At 72.4% G+C, this 18,349-nt stretch carries 13 protein-coding genes; 10 read left to right on the top strand and 3 right to left on the bottom strand.

Going from position 1 to position 18,349, the window contains the following annotated elements:
- Positions 1–132: 132 nt before the first annotated feature.
- The 5 genes from ACFVIU_RS06460 (at position 133) to ACFVIU_RS06480 (ending at position 8,658) form a co-directional block, all read left to right on the top strand.
- Positions 133–2,124: an alpha-1,4-glucan--maltose-1-phosphate maltosyltransferase gene (locus tag ACFVIU_RS06460; RefSeq protein ID WP_385841007.1), complete on the top strand. Its 1,992-nt coding sequence runs from the start codon at positions 133–135 to the stop codon at positions 2,122–2,124.
- Positions 2,121–3,839, top strand: a complete 1,719-nt coding sequence (gene treS, locus ACFVIU_RS06465) for a maltose alpha-D-glucosyltransferase (RefSeq protein ID WP_385841008.1) — start codon at positions 2,121–2,123, stop codon at positions 3,837–3,839. Before ACFVIU_RS06460 ends, treS begins: the two co-directional genes overlap by 4 nt.
- A 29-nt stretch (positions 3,840–3,868) precedes the next feature.
- On the top strand, positions 3,869–5,233 hold the full coding sequence (locus ACFVIU_RS06470; protein ID WP_385841009.1) for a maltokinase: 1,365 nt from the start codon (positions 3,869–3,871) through the stop codon (positions 5,231–5,233).
- A 4-nt stretch (positions 5,234–5,237) separates the two neighbouring features.
- The gene (gene glgB, locus ACFVIU_RS06475; RefSeq protein WP_385841010.1) at positions 5,238–7,445 is read left to right on the top strand and encodes a 1,4-alpha-glucan branching enzyme; all 2,208 of its coding nucleotides are present in this window, start codon (positions 5,238–5,240) and stop codon (positions 7,443–7,445) included.
- Positions 7,446–7,569: 124 nt separating this feature from the next.
- Complete coding sequence (locus tag ACFVIU_RS06480) at positions 7,570–8,658, top strand: glutamate--cysteine ligase (protein ID WP_385841011.1); 1,089 nt, start codon at positions 7,570–7,572, stop codon at positions 8,656–8,658.
- A gap of 12 nt (positions 8,659–8,670) precedes the next feature.
- Here the strand turns inward: ACFVIU_RS06480 and ACFVIU_RS06485 are convergent, their stop codons facing one another.
- Entirely contained in the window at positions 8,671–8,904 is a 234-nt protein-coding gene (locus ACFVIU_RS06485; RefSeq protein WP_385841012.1) for a DUF6480 family protein, read from the bottom strand.
- A 150-nt stretch (positions 8,905–9,054) separates the two neighbouring features.
- On the opposite strand from ACFVIU_RS06485, the gene ACFVIU_RS06490 reads away from it, so the two are divergent.
- The 3 genes from ACFVIU_RS06490 (at position 9,055) to ACFVIU_RS06500 (ending at position 15,025) form a co-directional block, all read left to right on the top strand.
- Entirely contained in the window at positions 9,055–11,184 is a 2,130-nt protein-coding gene (locus ACFVIU_RS06490) for an AMP-binding protein (protein ID WP_385841014.1), read from the top strand.
- A gap of 93 nt (positions 11,185–11,277) precedes the next feature.
- Positions 11,278–12,654: an NAD(P)/FAD-dependent oxidoreductase gene (locus tag ACFVIU_RS06495; RefSeq protein ID WP_385841016.1), complete on the top strand. Its 1,377-nt coding sequence runs from the start codon at positions 11,278–11,280 to the stop codon at positions 12,652–12,654.
- Between the two features lie 130 nt (positions 12,655–12,784).
- The gene (locus ACFVIU_RS06500; RefSeq protein ID WP_385841017.1) at positions 12,785–15,025 is read left to right on the top strand and encodes an FUSC family protein; all 2,241 of its coding nucleotides are present in this window, start codon (positions 12,785–12,787) and stop codon (positions 15,023–15,025) included.
- Positions 15,026–15,040: 15 nt separating this feature from the next.
- Here ACFVIU_RS06500 and ACFVIU_RS06505 read toward each other — a convergent pair whose 3' ends face one another.
- Entirely contained in the window at positions 15,041–15,898 is an 858-nt protein-coding gene (locus ACFVIU_RS06505) for an RNA polymerase sigma factor SigF (protein ID WP_385841018.1), read from the bottom strand.
- A 907-nt stretch (positions 15,899–16,805) separates the two neighbouring features.
- Positions 16,806–17,237 carry an ATP-binding protein gene (locus ACFVIU_RS06510; protein WP_385841020.1) on the bottom strand — a complete coding sequence of 144 codons (432 nt, stop codon included), beginning with the start codon at positions 17,235–17,237 and terminating at the stop codon, positions 16,806–16,808.
- A gap of 111 nt (positions 17,238–17,348) precedes the next feature.
- Between ACFVIU_RS06510 and ACFVIU_RS06515 the strand changes: the two genes are divergently transcribed.
- Positions 17,349–17,621, top strand: coding sequence for a hypothetical protein (locus tag ACFVIU_RS06515; RefSeq protein WP_385841021.1), 273 nt, complete (start codon positions 17,349–17,351; stop codon positions 17,619–17,621).
- Between the two features lie 266 nt (positions 17,622–17,887).
- Positions 17,888–18,343, top strand: coding sequence for a cyclic nucleotide-binding domain-containing protein (locus tag ACFVIU_RS06520; protein ID WP_385841022.1), 456 nt, complete (start codon positions 17,888–17,890; stop codon positions 18,341–18,343).
- The last annotated feature ends 6 nt before the right edge of the window (positions 18,344–18,349 follow it).

The following is an 18,349-nucleotide window of genomic DNA, read 5'->3' on the forward strand; positions in this document are numbered from 1 at the left end:
CGCCCGCCACTCGGTCACGCGCGCGCACCACGCGGCTCCCCGCGCGCGCGCGGGCGCCGGCGGCCCGCGGGGGGGGGGGGCGCGCCGCGGCCCCCCCCCCCCCCCCCCCCCCCCACGGCGGAGGTGAGATACATGCGCAGGACCCCGGCCATCGGCCGCGTACCGGTACGTGATGTCCGGCCGGCCGTGGAGTGCGGCAGGCGCCCGGCGAAAGCGGTGGTCGGGGAGACCTTCCAGGTCACGGCCACCGTGTTCCGGGAAGGCCATGACGCCGTGGGTGCCAATGTGGTCCTGCGTGATCCGAAGGGCCGGCGCGGCCCCTGGACCCCGATGCGAGAGCTGGCCCCCGGCACCGATCTGTGGGGCGCGGAGGTCACCCCGGAGGTGACCGGCCGCTGGACCTTCCGGGTGGAGGCCTGGAGTCACCCCCTGGCGACCTGGCGGCACACCGCCTCCGTGAAGATCCCGGCCGGGATCGATATCGGGCTGGTGCTGGAGGAGGGTGCCGAGCTGTACGAGCGCGCGGCCGGCGGGGTGCCCAAGGGACCGGAGCGGCAGTTGGTCCAGGCCGCCGCGCGCGCCCTCGGCGACGACTCCCTGTCGGTGCACGAGCGCCTCAAGGCCGCGCTGGCGCCGAACGTTCAGGCGCTGCTGACCCGGTATCCGCTGCGCGACCTGGTCACCGCTTCCGCTGCGATGCCGCTGCTGGTGGAGCGCGAACGGGCCCTGTTCGGCTCCTGGTACGAGTTCTTCCCGCGCTCGGAGGGCACCGCCGAGCAGCCGCACGGCACGTTCCGTACGGCGGCCCGGCGGCTGAAGCCGATCGCCGACATGGGCTTCGACGTCGTCTACCTCCCGCCGATCCACCCGATCGGCACGACCTTCCGCAAGGGCCCCAACAACACCCTGACCGCCGGCCCGCAGGACGTGGGGGTGCCCTGGGCGATCGGGTCGCCCGAGGGCGGGCACGACGCCGTGCACCCGCAGCTGGGCACCCTGGAGGACTTCGACTTCTTCGTGCGCGAGGCGCAGCGCCTGGGTCTGGAGATCGCGCTCGACTTCGCCCTCCAGTGCTCCCCCGACCACCCCTGGGTGCACAAGTACCCGGAGTGGTTCCACCACCGGCCGGACGGCACCATCGCCTACGCCGAGAACCCGCCGAAGAAGTACCAGGACATCTACCCGATCGCCTTCGACGCCGACATGGACGGCCTGGTCGCCGAGACCGTCCGGGTGCTGCGGCACTGGATGGGGCACGGGGTGCGGATCTTCCGGGTGGACAACCCGCACACCAAGCCCGTGGTGTTCTGGGAGCGGGTGATCGGCGAGATCAACCGCAAGGACCCGGACGTGATCTTCCTGGCCGAGGCCTTCACCCGGCCCGCGATGATGCACACCCTGGCGCAGATCGGCTTCCAGCAGTCGTACACCTACTTCACCTGGCGCAACAGCAAGCAGGAACTCACCGAGTACCTCACCGAGCTGTCCGGCGAGGCGGCCGCCTACATGCGGCCCAACTTCTTCGCCAACACCCCGGACATCCTGCACGCCTTCCTCCAGCAGGGCGGCCGGCCCGCCTTCGAGGTCCGCGCCGTCCTCGCCGCGACCCTCTCCCCCACCTGGGGCATCTACAGCGGCTACGAACTGTGCGAGAACACCCCGCTGCGCCCCGGCAGCGAGGAGTACCTCGACTCCGAGAAGTACCAGCTGCGACCGCGCGACTGGACGGCCGCCGAGCGCGAGGGACGGACCATCGCGCCCCTCATCACCCGGCTCAACACCGTCCGGCGGAAGCACCCCGCGCTACAGCGCCTGCGGAATCTCCGCTTCCATCAGACCGACAACGACGCCGTGCTCGCCTACAGCAAGAGCACGGGGACGGACACGGTCATCGTGGTCGTCAACCTCGACCCGCATCACACCCAGGAGGCCACGGTCTCGTTGGACATGCCGCAACTCGGCCTGGACTGGCACGCCGCCCTGTCCGTGCACGACGAACTGACGGGCGAGACGTACCACTGGGGCAGGACCAACTACGTGTGTCTCACGCCCGGCCGGACGCCGGCGCACCTGCTCCACGTCGGGCGAGCGACGCACCCGATCGGAGGGCCCGCAGCGTCATGACCGTCAACGAACCCGTACTGGACACCTTCGAGGACACCCCGGCCAAGGACCGGGACCCGGAGTGGTTCAAACGCGCCGTCTTCTACGAGGTCCTGGTCCGTTCCTTCCAGGACAGCGACGGCGACGGCATCGGTGACCTGAAGGGCCTGACGGCCAAGCTGGACTATCTCCAGTGGCTCGGGGTCGACTGTCTGTGGCTGCCCCCCTTCTTCAAGTCGCCCCTGCGGGACGGCGGTTACGACGTCGCCGACTACACCGCCGTACTGCCGGAGTTCGGTGACCTCGCCGACTTCGTGGAGTTCGTGGACGCGGCCCACCAGCGCGGCATGCGGGTGATCATCGACTTCGTCATGAACCACACCAGTGACCAGCACCCGTGGTTCCAGGAGTCCCGCCGCAACCCCGAGGGCCCCTACGGGGACTACTACATGTGGGCCGACGACGACAAGCAGTACCCGGACGCCCGGATCATCTTCGTCGACACCGAGGCCTCCAACTGGACCTTCGACCCGGTACGCGGCCAGTACTACTTCCACCGGTTCTTCTCGCACCAGCCCGACCTCAACTACGAGAACCCGGCGGTGCAGGAGGAGATCCTGGCCGCGCTGCGCTTCTGGCTGGATCTCGGCATCGACGGCTACCGCCTCGACGCGGTGCCCTATCTCTACGCCGAGGAGGGGACCAACTGCGAGAACCTGCCGGCGACGCACGCCTTCCTGCGGCGGGTGCGCAAGGAGATCGACGCGCTCTATCCGGACACCGTGCTGCTGGCGGAGGCCAACCAGTGGCCGGAGGACGTGGTCGACTACTTCGGGGACTACGGCTCCGGCGGCGACGAGTGTCACATGGCCTTCCACTTCCCGGTCATGCCGCGCATCTTCATGGCCGTACGGCGGGAGTCCCGCTACCCCGTCTCCGAGATCCTCGCCAAGACCCCGGCCATCCCCTCCGGCTGCCAGTGGGGCATCTTCCTGCGCAACCACGACGAGCTGACCCTGGAGATGGTCACCGACGAGGAACGCGACTACATGTGGGCCGAGTACGCCAAGGACCCGCGGATGCGCGCCAACATCGGCATCCGCCGCCGCCTCGCGCCCCTGCTCGACAACGACCGCAACCAGATCGAGCTGTTCACCGCGCTCCTGCTGTCCCTGCCCGGCTCGCCGATCCTCTACTACGGCGACGAGATCGGGATGGGCGACAACATCTGGCTCGGCGACCGCGACGCCGTACGCACCCCGATGCAGTGGACCCCCGACCGCAACGCGGGCTTCTCGACGTGCGACCCGGGACGCCTCTTCCTGCCCACGATCATGGACCCGGTCTACGGCTACCAGGTCACCAACGTCGAGGCCGCCATGTCCTCCCCGTCCAGCCTGCTGCACTGGACCCGCCGCATGATCGAGATCCGCAAGCAGAACCCCGCCTTCGGACTCGGCTCCTTCACGGAACTGCCGTCCTCCAACCCGGCGGTGCTCGCCTTCCTGCGCGAGTACGGCGACGACCTGGTGCTGTGCGTCAACAACTTCTCCCGCTTCGCCCAGCCCACCGAGCTCGACCTGCGGACCTACGACGGACGCCACCCGGTCGAGCTGATCGGCGGGGTGCGCTTCCCCGCCATCGGTGAACTGCCGTATCTGCTGACCCTGCAAGGCCACGGTTTCTACTGGTTCCGGCTCACCCGAGTCGCATCCCGCATCGGCCGCCGCCGCTGACCGCGGCGCCGAGGAAAGGACGCGTCACCATGCCGAAGACCATCACGCTCCGGCCGAGAACCGCGGCCGGCGCCGACGGGCCGCTGGCCTCGCTCGGCGGGCTGTTGCGCGACTGGCTGCCCCGGCAACGCTGGTTCGCGGGCAAGGACCGGCCCGTCACCGATCTTTCGGTGCTCTCCGTGACCGAGCTGTTCCCCGGGTGTCTGCATCTGCTGGTGCACGCCTCGCACGCGCCGGTGCCCACCCCCGGCGGCACTCCCCCGCCCGGTGACTGCTACCAGCTGCTGCTGGGGCTGCGGCAGCATCTCGCGCCGCGCCTGGAGCGGGCGTTCATCGGACGCGCCGAGGAGGGTCCGCTGGCCGGCTTCGCGGTCTACGACGCGCTGCACGACCCGCGCTCGGCGAACCTGCTGCTGGAGCGGCTGCGCCGGCCGGGCACGGCGGGTCCGCTGCGCTTCGAGGCCGACCCGGCCGTCCTGCTGCCCGGAGGTCTTCCCCCGCGGCTGCTGGACGCCGAGCAGTCCAACACGTCGATCGTGTACGGCGACGCCTTCATCCTGAAGCTGTTCCGCCGGATCCAGCCGGGCGTCAACCCGGACCTGGAGGTCTCGGCGGCACTCGCCGCACAGGGCTGCACCCGGGTCCCGGCGCCGGTGGCCTGGTTCACCACCAGCGCGCCGCGGCCGGCGACGCTCGGGGTGCTCCAGCCCTTCCTGCCGGACGCCACCGACGGCTGGACGCTGGCGCTGCGCGCGCTCGCCGCCGGCGACGACTTCACCGCCGAGGCCCGGGAGCTGGGCCGGGCGATGGCCGAGGTGCATCTGGCGCTGGCCGGTGCGTTCCCGCCGGCCGGGCCGGGCGAGACGGGCCGTACGGCGCAGGAGATGTGCGCCCGGCTGGAGGCGGCCGCGCACGCCGTGCCGGGGCTACGGCCGTTCGTGCCGGGGCTGCGGGCGGCGTTCGGGGCGCTCGCCACGTGCGACGCCGGTCCCCCGGCGCAGCGCGTGCACGGCGATCTGCACCTCGGACAGGTACTGCGGGCCGGACGCGACTGGTTCGTCATCGACTTCGAGGGCGAGCCGTCCCGGCCGCTCGCCGAGCGGCGGGCCCCGCAGTCCCCGGTGCGGGACGTGGCCGGGATGCTGCGCTCCTTCGACTACGCGGCCCGGCAGCGCCGCCCCTGGCGACCCGAGTGGGCGCGCCGCTGCCGGGAGGCGTTCTGCGCGGGCTACGCGGCCCGTGCCGGCTGGGATCCACGCAAGAAGCACGCGCTGCTGCGCGCGCACGAGACGGACAGGGCGGTCTACGAGGTGCTGTACGAGGCGAGACACCGGCCGGACTGGCTGCCGGTACCGATGGCGGCGATCAAGCGGCTCGCCGTGTGGGGAGGCTGAGGTCATGGCACTGCGCGACACCGCACGTCCCGAGGCGGCCGGCCCCGCACCGGCCGCGGCCCCGCCGCTCGACCCGGACGACCGGGGCCGGCTGCTGGCCGGCGCCCACCACGACCCGCACGCCCTGCTGGGCGCGCATCCGGTGCCCGGCGGCATGTGTGTGCGGGCCCTGCGCCCGAACGCCCGCGAGGTGAGCGTCGTCGCCGACGGCGTGCGCACCCCGCTCGCCTCGGAGGGCGACGGCCTCTTCGCCGCCGTCCTTCCCTGGGCGGAGATCCCGTCGTACACCCTGCTGGTGGCGTACGACGACACCGAGGTGGAGACAGACGACCCGTACCGCTTCCTGCCCGCCCTGGGCGAGCTGGACCTGCATCTGATCCGGGAGGGCCGGCACGAGCAGCTGTGGCGGGCGCTCGGCGCCGAGCCGATGACCCACCAGGGCGTGGCCGGCACCCGCTTCACCGTGTGGGCGCCGAACGCCCAGGGCGTGCGGGTGGCCGGGGAGTTCACCTACTGGGACGGCACCCAGTACCCGATGCGGTCGCTCGGCGCGTCCGGGGTGTGGGAGCTGTTCCTGCCCGGGATCGGCGAGGGCGCCCGGTACAAGTTCGAGATCACCTCCCGGTACGGCCACCGGTTCCTGAAGGCCGACCCGATGGCACGGGCGACGGAGGTGCCGCCGGACACGGCGTCGGTCGTCACGGTCTCGCGGTACGAGTGGGGCGACGCCCAGTGGATGGCGCACCGCGGCGACACCCCGGTCCACGAGGCGCCGTTCTCCGTGTACGAGGTGCATCTGCCCTCGTGGCGGCCGGGCTCGACCTATCGCTCGCTGGCGGAGGAACTCCCGGCGTACGTCAAGGAGATGGGCTTCACCCATGTGGAGCTGATGCCGGTGGCCGGGCATCCGTTCAGCGGCTCCTGGGGCTACCAGGTCACCTCCTACTACGCGCCCACTCCCCGGCTCGGCTCGCCGGACGACTTCCGGTACTTCGTGGACGCCTGCCACCGGGCCGGAATCGGCGTGATCATGGACTGGGTGCCGGCGCACTTCCCGAAGGACGACTGGGCGCTGGCCCGGTTCGACGGGGACCCGCTGTACGAACCCGGGGACTGGCGTCGGGCGGAGCATCCGGACTGGGGCACCTACGAGTTCGACTACGGGCGGACCGAGGTGCGCAACTTCCTGGTCGCCAACGCCGTCTACTGGTGCGAGGAGTTCCATGTCGACGGGTTGCGGGTGGACGCGGTCGCCTCGATGCTCTATCTCGACTACTCGCGGGACTCCGGGCAGTGGGAGCCGAACGTGTTCGGCGGGCGGGAGGACCTGGACGCGGTCGCCTTCCTCCAGGAGATGAACGCCACGGTGTACCGGCGCTGCCCCGGCGTGGTGACCATCGCCGAGGAGTCCACCGCGTGGGACGGGGTGACCCGGCCGACGGACGGCGGGGGGCTCGGGTTCGGGCTGAAGTGGAACATGGGCTGGATGCACGACTCGCTGGAGTACGTGCAGAAGGAGCCGGTGCACCGCAAGTACCACCACCACGAGATGACCTTCTCGATGGTGTACGCCTACAGCGAGAACTACGTGCTGCCGATCTCCCACGACGAGGTGGTGCACGGCAAGCAGGCGCTGGTGTCGAAGATGCCCGGCGACTGGTGGCAGCGGCGCGCGAACCACCGCGCCTACCTCGGCTTCATGTGGGCCCACCCGGGCAAGCAGCTGCTGTTCATGGGGCAGGAGTTCGCGCAGGGCGCCGAGTGGTCGGAGGCGCACGGCCCGGAGTGGTGGCTGCTCGGTGACGACTACCACTCGGCGGGCGATCACCGGGGCGTGCAGCAGCTGGTCCGGGACCTGAACGCGCTGTACCGGGCGACCCCGGCGCTGTGGCAGCGGGACACCGACCCGGGCGGCTTCCGGTGGGTGCTGTGCGACGCGGCGGACGACAACGTCTTCGCGTTCCTGCGCTACGACAGCACGGGCACCCCGCTGCTCGCGGTCTCCCACTTCTCGCCGGTCGTCCGGGAGGACTACCGGCTGTGGGTGCCCGAGGAGATCCCCGCCTGGCAGGAGGAGCTGAACACCGACGGTCTCCAGTACGGCGGCAGCGGCGTCGTCGTCGGCGCGCCGGGGGCGCTCAAGCCCGAGGACGGGTCGCTGCGGGTGACGCTGCCGCCGCTCGCCACGGTGTTCCTGACCCCGCTGCGCTGAGCACCGTCAGGTGTCGACGGCCGTACCAGGGGCATTCGGGGGTCGTACGGACCCACGACTGTCCCTGGCGGCATGAGCGGGACAGCACGTCCCGTGGCCCGACAGGAAGGAAGGGCGGCACTCGGTGCGCACGGTCGGTGTGGAGGAGGAACTCCTTCTGGTCGATCCGGACAGCGGTGACCCGAAGGCGCTGGCGGCGGCCGTGCTCGCGCAGGCCGCGCAGGACGATCCCGGACAGGAGGTCTTCGACAAGGAGCTGTTCCGGCAGATGCTGGAGTTCGCCACGCACCCGCAGTCGGACATGGCGGCACTGGGTGCCGAGATCGTGCGCTGCCGGAAGGAGGCGGCCCGGCACGCCGGGCAGTTCGGCTGCTCGGTCGCCGCGCTGGCCTCCTCCCCGCTGCCGGTCAGCCCCAGCCTCACCGTGAACGAGCGGTATCAGTGGCTGGCCGAGCATTACGGGATCGGCACCCGGGACCAGCTGGTCTGCGGCTGCCATGTGCATGTGTGCATCGAGTCGGACGAGGAGGGTGTGGCTGTCCTGGACCGGATCCGGCCGTGGTTGCCGGTGCTGTCCGCGATGAGCGCCAACTCGCCGTTCTGGCAGGGCCGGGACACGGGGTACGCCAGCTACCGAACCCGGGTGTGGGAGCGCTGGCCGTCGGCCGGGCCGACCGAGCCGTTCGGGTCGCCGGAGCGGTACCACGGGCGGGTGGCGGACATGGTGGCCACCGGCGTCATCCTGGACGAGGCGATGGCGTACTTCGACGCGCGGCTGTGCGCCCACTATCCGACGGTGGAGATCCGGGTGGCCGATGTGTGCCTGCGCGCGGAGACCGCCGTACTGATCGCCACGCTGACCCGCGGCCTGGTGGAGACGGCCGCCCGGGACTGGCGGGCCGGCCGGCCGCCGTGCGGGCACAGTGTGAGCCTGCTGCGGCTGGCCGCCTGGCAGGCGGCCCGCTGGGGGCTTCAGCGGGAGCTGCTCGATCCGGTGGCCATGCGGCCCCGGCCCGCCGCGGACGTGCTGCGCTCGCTGCTCGACTACACCAAGGACGCGCTGCGCGAGAGCGGTGACACGGAGCGCGCCGAGGAGGGTGTGGCGGAGCTGCTGCGGCGTGGCAACGGCGCGCAGGAGCAGCGCCGGCTGATGGAGCACACGGACAGCCTGCGCGGTGTGGTCACCGCGTGCGTGCGGCGCACCCTCGACTGAGGGCCGGGCCGGTCAGAGCATCAGCACCAGGGCGTACACCAGGAAGAAGGCCGCGATCAGGACGACGAGGACGAGGATCACCGTCAGCGGCGCCTTGGCCCAGCCTCTGCTCGTGGCGTCCGGCTCCCGCGGCCCGGCCTGGGGCATGCTGCTCTCGGCGGGCGGGGTCTCGCCGGGCGGGACGCCGCCTCCGGGCTCCAGGCCCGTGGTGCGCTCGGGTTCGGGATTGGGGTTCACATGGCTCATGTCTGCCGAGTCCCCAGGACACGCCGACATCATCAGCCGATCACGACTTCCGCATTCCAGACCCCGGAGGCGGTCCGCTGGGCTACATTCGAGCACCGCCGACGACAGAGCCGATCGGCGGAGTGACCCTCCGTACTCCGGGAGCAGCGCATGCGGGACGTCGCCCTCGCTCCGGCCGGCCCCTCCGTGCTGACCGGCGGTCTCGCCGACAGTGTCTTCGAGAGGGCCGACCGCCGGCCCACCCTGCCCGTGCTCGCGCACCGCGCGGACCGGACCGCGAGCCGGTGGGAGGAGGTGACGGCGGTGGAGCTGCGGGACGCGGTGGCCGACCTGGCCAAGGGGCTGATCGCGGCCGGTGTCGCCCCGGGACGGCGGGTGGCCCTGATGGCGCGCACCCGCTACGAGTGGACGCTGTTCGCCCTGGCCCTGTGGGCGGTGGGCGCCGAGGTCGTACCGATCCATCCGGCGTCCTCCCGGGACCAGGCCGAGTGGATCCTGCGGGACGCCGACTGCGAGGCGGTGGTCGTCGAGGACGAGCAGGGCGTGATGACCGTCGGCACCGTGTGCGCCCGGCTGCCCCGGCTGCGGCATGTGTGGCAGCTGGACGCGGGCGCGGTGGCCGAGCTGGTGGAGCGGGGCGCGGCCGTGCCCGACGCGACGTTGGAGTCCCTGCGCCGGCTCGTGCTGCCGGACGCCACGGCGGCCGTCGTCTACACCTCCGGCACCTCGGGCCACCCGCTGGGCTGCGCGCTCAGCCACCGCGGCCTGGCCTATCCCTGTGACACCCTGCTGACCGGCTGGCTGCACACCGCGGCACCGCCGGGCGAGCAGCCCTCGGTCCTGGCCTTCCTGCCGTTCTCGCACGTCTACGGCATCATGATCATGCTGACCTGTGTGCGCGGCGGGGTCCTGATGGCGCACGAGCCGGAGCTGACCGAGGAGGCGCTGGGGTCGGCGCTGGCCACCTTCCGGCCCACCTATCTGTACGGCGTGCCGTCGCTGTTCGAGAAGCTGTACAAGAAGGTCCTGCGCGCCGCCCAGCAGTCCGGCCGGGGCGCCCTGTTCGAGCGGGCCGCGCAGACCGCGCGGGACTTCGCGGCGGCCGAGGAGCGGCGGCGGCTCGGCACCGGGACGGGTCCCGGCCTCGAACTCAGGGTCCAGCACGCCCTGTACGAGCGCACGGTGTACCGCAGACTGCGGGCGGCGCTCGGCGGCCGGGTGCTGCGCGGCACGTCCGGCGGTTCCCCGCTCAGCCGTGAACTGTCGCTGTTCTTCGCGGGCATCGGGGTGTACGTGCACGACGGCTACGGGCTCACCGAGACCTCCGGCGGGATCACCATGCAGCCGCTCGGCCGGGAGAAGTCCGGGACGGTGGGCCGGCCGCTGCCCGGTACCGAGGTCCGGGTGGCCGACGACGGGGAGATCCTGGTGAACGGCCCGTCGGTGTTCCAGGGGTACGCCGGCGACGAGGCGGCGACCCGGGCGGCGCTGCGCGGCGGCTGGCTGGCCACCGGGGACATCGGGCATCTGGACGCGGAGGGCTATCTGACGATCACCGGCCGGAAGAAGGACATCATCGTCACCAGCGGCGGCACCAGCGTGGCGCCGGCCCCGCTGGAGCAGCGGCTGCGGCAGCATCCGCTCGTCCACCAGGCGGTGGTGATCGGCGACAACCGGCCCTGTGTGGGGGCGCTGATCACCCTGGACCCGGAGTTCCTCGCGCACTGGCGGGCGGCGCTGGCGCTGCCGCGCGACGCCCCGGGCCGGGAGGCCCGCGAGGAGAACGCGCTGCGCGAGGAGATCGCGCGGGCGGTGGCGGCCGCCAACACCACGGTGTCCCGCGCGGAGTCCATCAGGGTCTACCGTGTGCTCCAGGAACCGTTCGCCGCGGACAACGGCCTGCTGACGCCGTCTCTGAAACTGCGCCGGGACGCGATCGTGCGGCACTGGGCCGCCGAGGAGTTCCTCGGTGCCCTCGCCCGGGACACGCCGCCGGGCGCGCACGAGTACTGGGACGACATCCTGCTGGTGGTGACCGAGCTTGCCGCCAACGTGATCCAGTACGCGCCCGGCCCGTTCGGGCTGCGGATGCGCCGGACCTTCGACGGTGTGCACGTGACGATGCGCGACAGCAGCACGGTGAAGCCGGAGCCGCGGCCCTTCCGGCCGCACACGGGCGGCGGCGGCATCGGCTGGCATCTGGTGCACACGCTGTGCACCCAGGTGAGCGTCGTCGTCCATGACACCGGCAAGGACATCCATGTGTTCCTGCCCTGGTGACCGCGGGGCAGCGGGGTAGCCGCACGGGTAGCCGTACCCAGCTGGCGGAACGGCTCGGCCGGCTGTGGGATCGAAGGTGCCGCGCAGAAAGGGATGAACACCGTGACACGACCCAGGATCCTGGTGGTGGGCGCAGGCTTCGCCGGAGTCGAGTGTGTCCGCCGCCTGGAGCGGAAACTCGGCCCCGACGAGGCCGACGTCACCTTGGTGACGCCGTTCGCCTACCAGCTCTATCTGCCTCTGCTGCCGCAGGTGGCCTCCGGCGTCCTCACCCCGCAGTCCATCGCCCTGTCGCTGCGGCGCAGCAAGAAGTACCGCACCCGGATCATCCCGGGCGGGGCGATCGGGGTGGACCTGAAGGCCAAGGTGTGCGTCGTACGCACCATCACCGACAAGCTGGTCAACGAACGTTACGACTACATCGTGCTGGCACCGGGCAGTGTGACCCGGACCTTCGACATCCCGGGGCTGACCGAGCACGCCTTCGGCATGAAGACCCTGGCCGAGGCGGCCTACATCCGCGACCACGTCATCTCCCAGCTCGATCTCGCGGACGCCAGCGACGATCCCGCCGAGCGGGCGGCCCGGCTCCAGTTCGTGGTGGTCGGCGGCGGCTATGCCGGCACCGAGACCGCGGCCTGTCTCCAGCGGCTGACGCACGCGGCCGTGACCCGGTACCCGCGGCTGGACCCGGGCCTGATCAAGTGGCATCTGATCGACATCGCGCCCAAGCTCATGCCGGAGCTGGGCGACAAGCTCGGCCGCAGTGCGCGGGAGATCCTGGGGCGGCGTGGCATCGAGGTGTCGCTGGGGGTGTCGATCGAGAAGGCCGGGCCGGAGGAGGTCACCTTCACCGACGGCCGGGTGGTGCCGACGCACACGCTGATCTGGACGGCGGGTGTGGTCGCGAGTCCGCTGATCGCCACGCTCGGCGCGGAGACGGTCCGCGGCCGGCTGGCGGTCACCGCCGAGATGTGCCTGCCCGGCCACGACGGGGTGTTCGCGCTCGGCGACTCGGCGGCGGTGCCGGATCTGGCCAAGGGCGAGGACGGGGCGGTCTGCCCGCCCACGGCGCAGCACGCGATGCGGCAGGGCCGGACGGTCGCGGACAACGTCATCGCGACGCTGCGGGGGCAGCCGCGCCAGCCGTACGTGCACAAGGACCTGGGTCTGGTCGTGGACCTCGGCGGCAAGGACGCGGTGTCCAAGCCGCTCGGGGTGGAGCTGCGCGGGGTGCCCGCGCAGGCGGTGGCCCGCGGCTACCACTGGTCGGCGCTGCGCACGAACGTGGCCAAGACCCGGGTGATGACCAACTGGCTGCTGAACGCGGTCGCGGGCGACGATTTCGTCCGCACCGGCTTCCAGGCGCGCAAGCCCGCCCGGCTGAAGGACTTCGAGTTCACCGACGCGTATCTGACGCCGGAGGAGGTGCGGGCCCGGGTGGAGGGCGGTGCCACCGCGAGCCCGTGACCTGAGCCGGGGACGTGACCGGGCCGGTTGCCGCACCCCTGGCCGAGGGCCGGTGGTGCGGCGGCTCGTGCGATGCTGGGGTTGATCGGTTTCTGGCACGGCATGCACGGACACGGGAGAGCGCGGCGGCGTGAGGGTGGCGAGGCGGTCGGGGCGGGTGCGGGTGTGGGACCGGCTGGCGGCGTCCGATCCCGGGCTGCTGCGGCTCACCGCCGGACTGCGCACGGTCACCGCGATCGCGCTCACCCTCGCCGTCCTCGCCGTGCTGCGGGTCCCGGTGCCGCTGCTGGTGGCCGGGGCGATGGCGGCGATGGTAGCGACCTTCGCCATCCGGGAGAAGCAGCGCGCGCAGCAGGCCGTGACCCTCGCGCTCGGCCTGCCGGTGGCGCTGGCCTCGGTGTCGCTGGGTGCGCTGCTGAACCAGCGGGTCGTCGTCGGCGACCTGTTCTTCGTCCTGCTCATCTTCAGTGCCGTCTACGGCCGCCGGTTCGGCGACCGCGGCACCGCGCTCGGGCTGATCGGCTTCCAGATCTACTTCCTGTCCCTGTTCGTGCACGCCACGCCCGCCGTGCTGCCGCAGCTGTACGGAGTGCTCTGCGTGGCGTTCGCGTGCAGTGCCACCGCCCGGTTCGCGCTGCTGCCGCAGACCCCTGCGGGCACCCTGGACCGGCTGCGGCGCGCCTTCCGCGCGCGGCTGGCGCAGCTCATCGCCACCCAGGCGGAGCTGCTGGACGCCGGCCCGGCCGACGCCGAGAAGGTCCTGGACGACCTGCGCACCGGCACGGCACGGCTGCACGAGACGGCGCTGCTGATCCAGGGCCGGCTGGAGGACGGCACCTTGGACGAGGGGGCGGCCCGGCTGCTCCAGCGCCGGATCGCGGACGCCGAGATCGCCGCCGAGCGGCTCGGGCTGCTGCTGCTCACCGCGCGCAGCGCCCAGCGCACCGACACCCTCACCCTGCATCTGCCGGGCGCCCCGCTGCCCTCCGGGGGCGAGCTGCCGGTGCGGGACGAGGCGTCGGCCGCGCTGCGCCGGGACCTGGGGGCGCTGCGGGAGCTGATGGTGCGTCCGCGCGGCGAGGCGTCGGGGACGGCGCTGGCCCAGGTGCGCAACCGGCTGCTCGGCTATCGAGACGAGGAGAACCTGCCGCCGGCCGCCCCGGCGGTGCAGGACGTGTTCCGCGGCCTCGGCGAGGCGGCCCGGGCGGCGCTCGGTCTGCGGATGGCACTGGACGGCCCGCAGGACGAGTCGGACGACAGCCCGGCGACCACCCGCTCGCGCGAGGAGCTGGACGCGGAGGACGCCGCGATCGAGGCCCGCGAGGAGAGCGAGCCGGAGGAGGCGGAGGCGACCGGGCTGCGCCGGCCCACCACCCGGGCCGCCGTCCAGGTCGCCGTCGGTTCCTCGCTGGCCATCGTCGGTGGTGAACTGCTGTCCAGTCAGCGCTGGTACTGGGCGGTGCTGACCTGCTGGATCGTGTTCCTCAACACCGCCTCCACCGGCGAGATCCTGGTGAAGGGCTACCGACGGCTGCTCGGCACGGTACTGGGCGTGGTGGCCGGCATCGGGCTCGCCGGTCTGGTCGGGCAGCACACCTGGACGGCGTTCGGGCTGGTGCTGGTGTTCATCTTCGCGATGTTCTACAGCGCTCCCCTGTCGTACACGCTGATGTCGTTCTTCGTCACGGCGATGCTGGGACTGCTGTACACGCTGCTGAACACCTACAGCATGGCGGTGCTGGTGCTGCGGGTGGAGGAGACGGCGCTGGGCGCGGCCTGCGGGGTGATCGCGGCGGCGCTGGTGCTGCCGGTGCGCACCGACCGCCGTACGAACGAACTCCTCGGCACCGTCCTGGACCGGCTCGCCGGGCTCACCCGGGGCGCCGTCGACCAGTTGAGCGGCGGAGCGGGCGCCGACCTGGTGGAGCAGGCGCGGGAGCTGGACCAGGCGCTGGCCGACCTGCGCGCGGCCACCCAGCCGCTGACCCACCCGATCACCCCGCTGCGCTCCCGCCGGGACACCGCCCGGTACGTGGTGGCGCTGCTGGAGACCTGCGCGTATCACGGGCGGTCGCTGGCGGCGACGGCGGAGCTGCTGCCGACCCACCCCTCGATCGCGGCGGACCCCCGGCTGCGCGGCGCCTGCGCGCGGATCGTGCACAACATCGAGGCGATCGCCGCGCACGTCGCCGATCCGCGGTCCGCCGAGGAGCTGGAGTCCGGGCCCAGCATCGCCTCGATGCTGGAGCCCGGCACCCTGCACACGCCCCGCTACGGCCGGGTGACCGACCGGGTCCTCAGGCATCTCCAGCGCCTGGACGAGGCGGTCTCCGGTCTGGCCCGGCCGCTGGGCATGGGCGCGCGGGCCTGAGGCCGCGACGCCGGCTCAGCAGGTGCCGGTGCCGCCGGGGCGCGAGCCGAGCGCCTCGTCGCGGACGCGGGCGCAGCTGCGGCTGATCAGCCGCGAGACGTGCATCTGGGAGATGCCGAGTTGGTCGGCGATCCGGCTCTGGGTCATGTCCTCGAAGAAGCGCATGTAGAGGATGGCGCGCTCCCGCTCGGGCAGCCGGCGCAGCCCCTCCTTGGCGGCCTCGCGATCGACCACGACGTCGTAGGAGGTGTCTGGGGAGCCCAGGGTGTCGGCGAGGCTGTAGCCGTCGTCGCCGGTGTTCAGCTCGGCGTCCAGGGACAGGGTGCTGAAGCTCTCCAGCGCCTCCAGGCCGGCCGTGACCTCGTCCTCGGTGAGGCCGGTGTGCTCGGCGAGGGCGGCGACGGTGGGTTCCGGGCTGCCCGGGTGCTGGGTGAGTTCGCGGCGGGCCACCCGGACCCGGTTGCGCAGCTCCTGCACCCGGCGGGGTACGCGCAGAGCCCACATCCGGTCCCGGAAGTGCCGCTTGACCTCGCCGGTGATGGTGGGCACGGCGTAGCTCTCGAAGGCCCCGCGCGAGGGGTCGAAGCGGTCGATGGCCTTCACCAGGCCGAGCGCGGCGACCTGGCGCAGGTCCTCGACGGACTCGCCGCGGTCGCGGAAGCGGCTGGCGATCCGGTGGGCCATGGGCAGCCAGGCGGTGGTGAGCTCGTCGCGTACGGCGTCCCGCTCCGGGCCGTCGTCCAGTTCCGCCAGCCGGGCGAAGAGCGCCGCGGTGTCCGGGGCGTCGTCGTGGGGGCGCCGGGTGGGCGCGGCGGCGGTGCCGGTGTCGGTGTCGGGCGTGCCGGGACGGCTTGTCGAGAGGTCGGTCAGCATGCGGATTCGCTCCTGAACGTGGTTTCAGGGCACGACCGGAAGAGGATTTCCGGTTCCGGGCCCGAACGGTGGTGTCAGGGTTCGCGGCGGGTGGGCCGCCGGTCCGCCGGGAGGGACCCGGGCAACCGTACGGTTCCCGCTGGACGCGCGCCTCCGGTCCGAAGCACGAGACTCCGTCTGCCCCCCGACCCGACGAGCAAACGCCCTCGTCCCCGACGGTGGAACGTCCCTGGCCGAAGGGTCGAAAGTTCTCCTCCCCGCCGGGCAAACGCCCCCCACCGGACACACGGAAATCCCCGCCCCCAGCAGCCACACGCCGCCGACGAGACACACGAACACCCTCGGCCTCGCCTGCCAGACGCTCCCAGGCCAACGGCCCCACCGAGCAAACGCACCTCGCCGGACACACGGAACTTCCCGACCCCAGCGGGCACACGCCCCCGGCCAGACACGTGAACACCTTCGGCCTTGGCAGCCAGACGCTCCCAGCCGAACGGACAAAAGTCCTCGGCCCCCGCACGCAAAGGCCGCGGGCAGACACGCACAACACCCGCGGCCTCGCCAGGCAGACACTCACAGCCCAGCAGGCGAAAGCCCTCGGCGCCAACGGGCAAAGCGCTCCCCGGCCAGAAGCCCCGCCCCGACAGGCAGCCCCCAGACCGGACACGGGCAAGTTCCCGACCGGCCCAGCGGCAGAGTCCCCGGCCGAACACACGCAAGCCCCGCCCACGACAGGCAAGCCCTCCCCGGCCACACGCGCGCAAGACCGGCACCCCCACCAGCCACACGCCCTCGGCGGGACACCAGAGCCCCGGCCTCAACAGGCAGACGCCCGCCCCGGCCGGCGAAAGGCCAGGGCACGACGGGCAGACCGACCGGGTGGACGGGTGAGTCGCGCCGGACGGCGTCAGCGCAGCGGGACCACGGCCGTGACGCGCTTGCCGCCGCAGGGCAGTTCGGCCACCCGGACATCCCGGGAGAGCCGGCAGACGATGGGCCAGCCCCGGCCGCCCGGCCGGGCCAGTCCGCGCTCGTCCGTGGCGGCGAGCGCCACCGGCACCTCTTCGCTGCGGTCGCTCACCGACACCCGTACGCCGCCGGAGTCGACGGCGACGTCGAAGCCGGTGATGCCGCCGCCGTGGAGGATGGCGTTGGTGGTGAGTTCCGAGGTGACCAGCAGGATGTCCTCCATGGTCTCCGGGGCGCACGGCAGGGCCCGGTCCCGGCACCGCTCGGCCACCACGCGCTGGACCGTTCTGCGGGCGTCGGCCGGCCGGCACGGCAGCCGGCGCGGTTCCCGTCGGCTCGTCGAGGAAATGGTCCGGTGCTTGATGGACATCCGATCCCTCCTGAGACGTAAGCCCTCACCTTTCGGCTGACCTGTCAGGGCGCAGCCAAACACCCTCGGTACGAATGCCATCACCGCGCCGCGGCCGGGTACCCGAGCCACATGACCGATGTGGTGGACGCGGACGAGTTGTTGCGGCGCATCCAGCGCGCCCGGGCCTGCGCGGCCGAGGAGGAGCGGGCCTGGCACGGGCGGGCCGGAAGTCTGTCGGCGAGCGATCCGGACGGCGCGCGGGAGGCGGCGGTGCGGGCGCGGGCGTACGAGGCGGTGCGGCGGGTGCTGGACGAGATCGTCAACCCGGGCAGGGCCGCGAGGAGCGCCGACGCGGCGGCTGAGGGACCGGCGGAGGGCGCGGGAGTGAAACAGGTCACTTGACCCGTTCTCGAGTACCGGATCGCACTCCAAGTGGTTTATCGTTCATACATACGTGGTGCGGAGCGGACCGGAACCGTCCTTCTGTGCTCCCCGCATCACCGCATACGGCCCTGGCCGGCCTCCCCCGTCCGGCCAGGGCTTTTTGCTGCCCGAGATCGCCGCCGACCGGCGCAAAGCCCGCGTTTCGAGGTGCCCCGGGCGGCCGCAGCGGCTGAAATGGGCTGAGGGAAAGCACCCGAACCGCCGCCGGCGAGGAGCCCCGCCCCATGACCAAAGCGATCAAACTGCTCACCGCCCTGCCCCAGACGCAGCGCGAGCGCCTGATGGAGCTGGCCAAGGAAGTGTCCTTCCCGGAGGACACCCGCATCTTCGAGGCGGGCGGCACCGCCGACCGCTTCTGGGTGATCCGCTCCGGCGCGGTCCACCTGGACCAGCAGGTCACCGCCCGTCAGCGGGTCACCGTGGCCACGCTCGGCGCGGGCGACCTGCTGGGCTGGTCCTGGCTGTTCCCGCCGTACGAGTGGGACTTCGGTGCGGTCGCCTTCAGCAATGTGAGGGCCTACGAGTTCGACGGGCCCTCGGTGCTCGGGCTGTGCGTGGAGGATCCGCTGCTCGGGCTGTCCCTGGTGCGGACGGTGGCGGAGGTCCTCGCCAGCCGGCTGGAGGCGACCCGAGGCAAGCTGCTGGACCAGTACGCACTGCGCCGCAGCCCTCCGCTGTAGGGCGCG

Origin of the sequence: Streptomyces sp. NPDC127190, assembly GCF_042672505.1 — a bacterium.
In the GTDB taxonomy this organism is placed as follows: domain Bacteria; phylum Actinomycetota; class Actinomycetes; order Streptomycetales; family Streptomycetaceae; genus Streptomyces.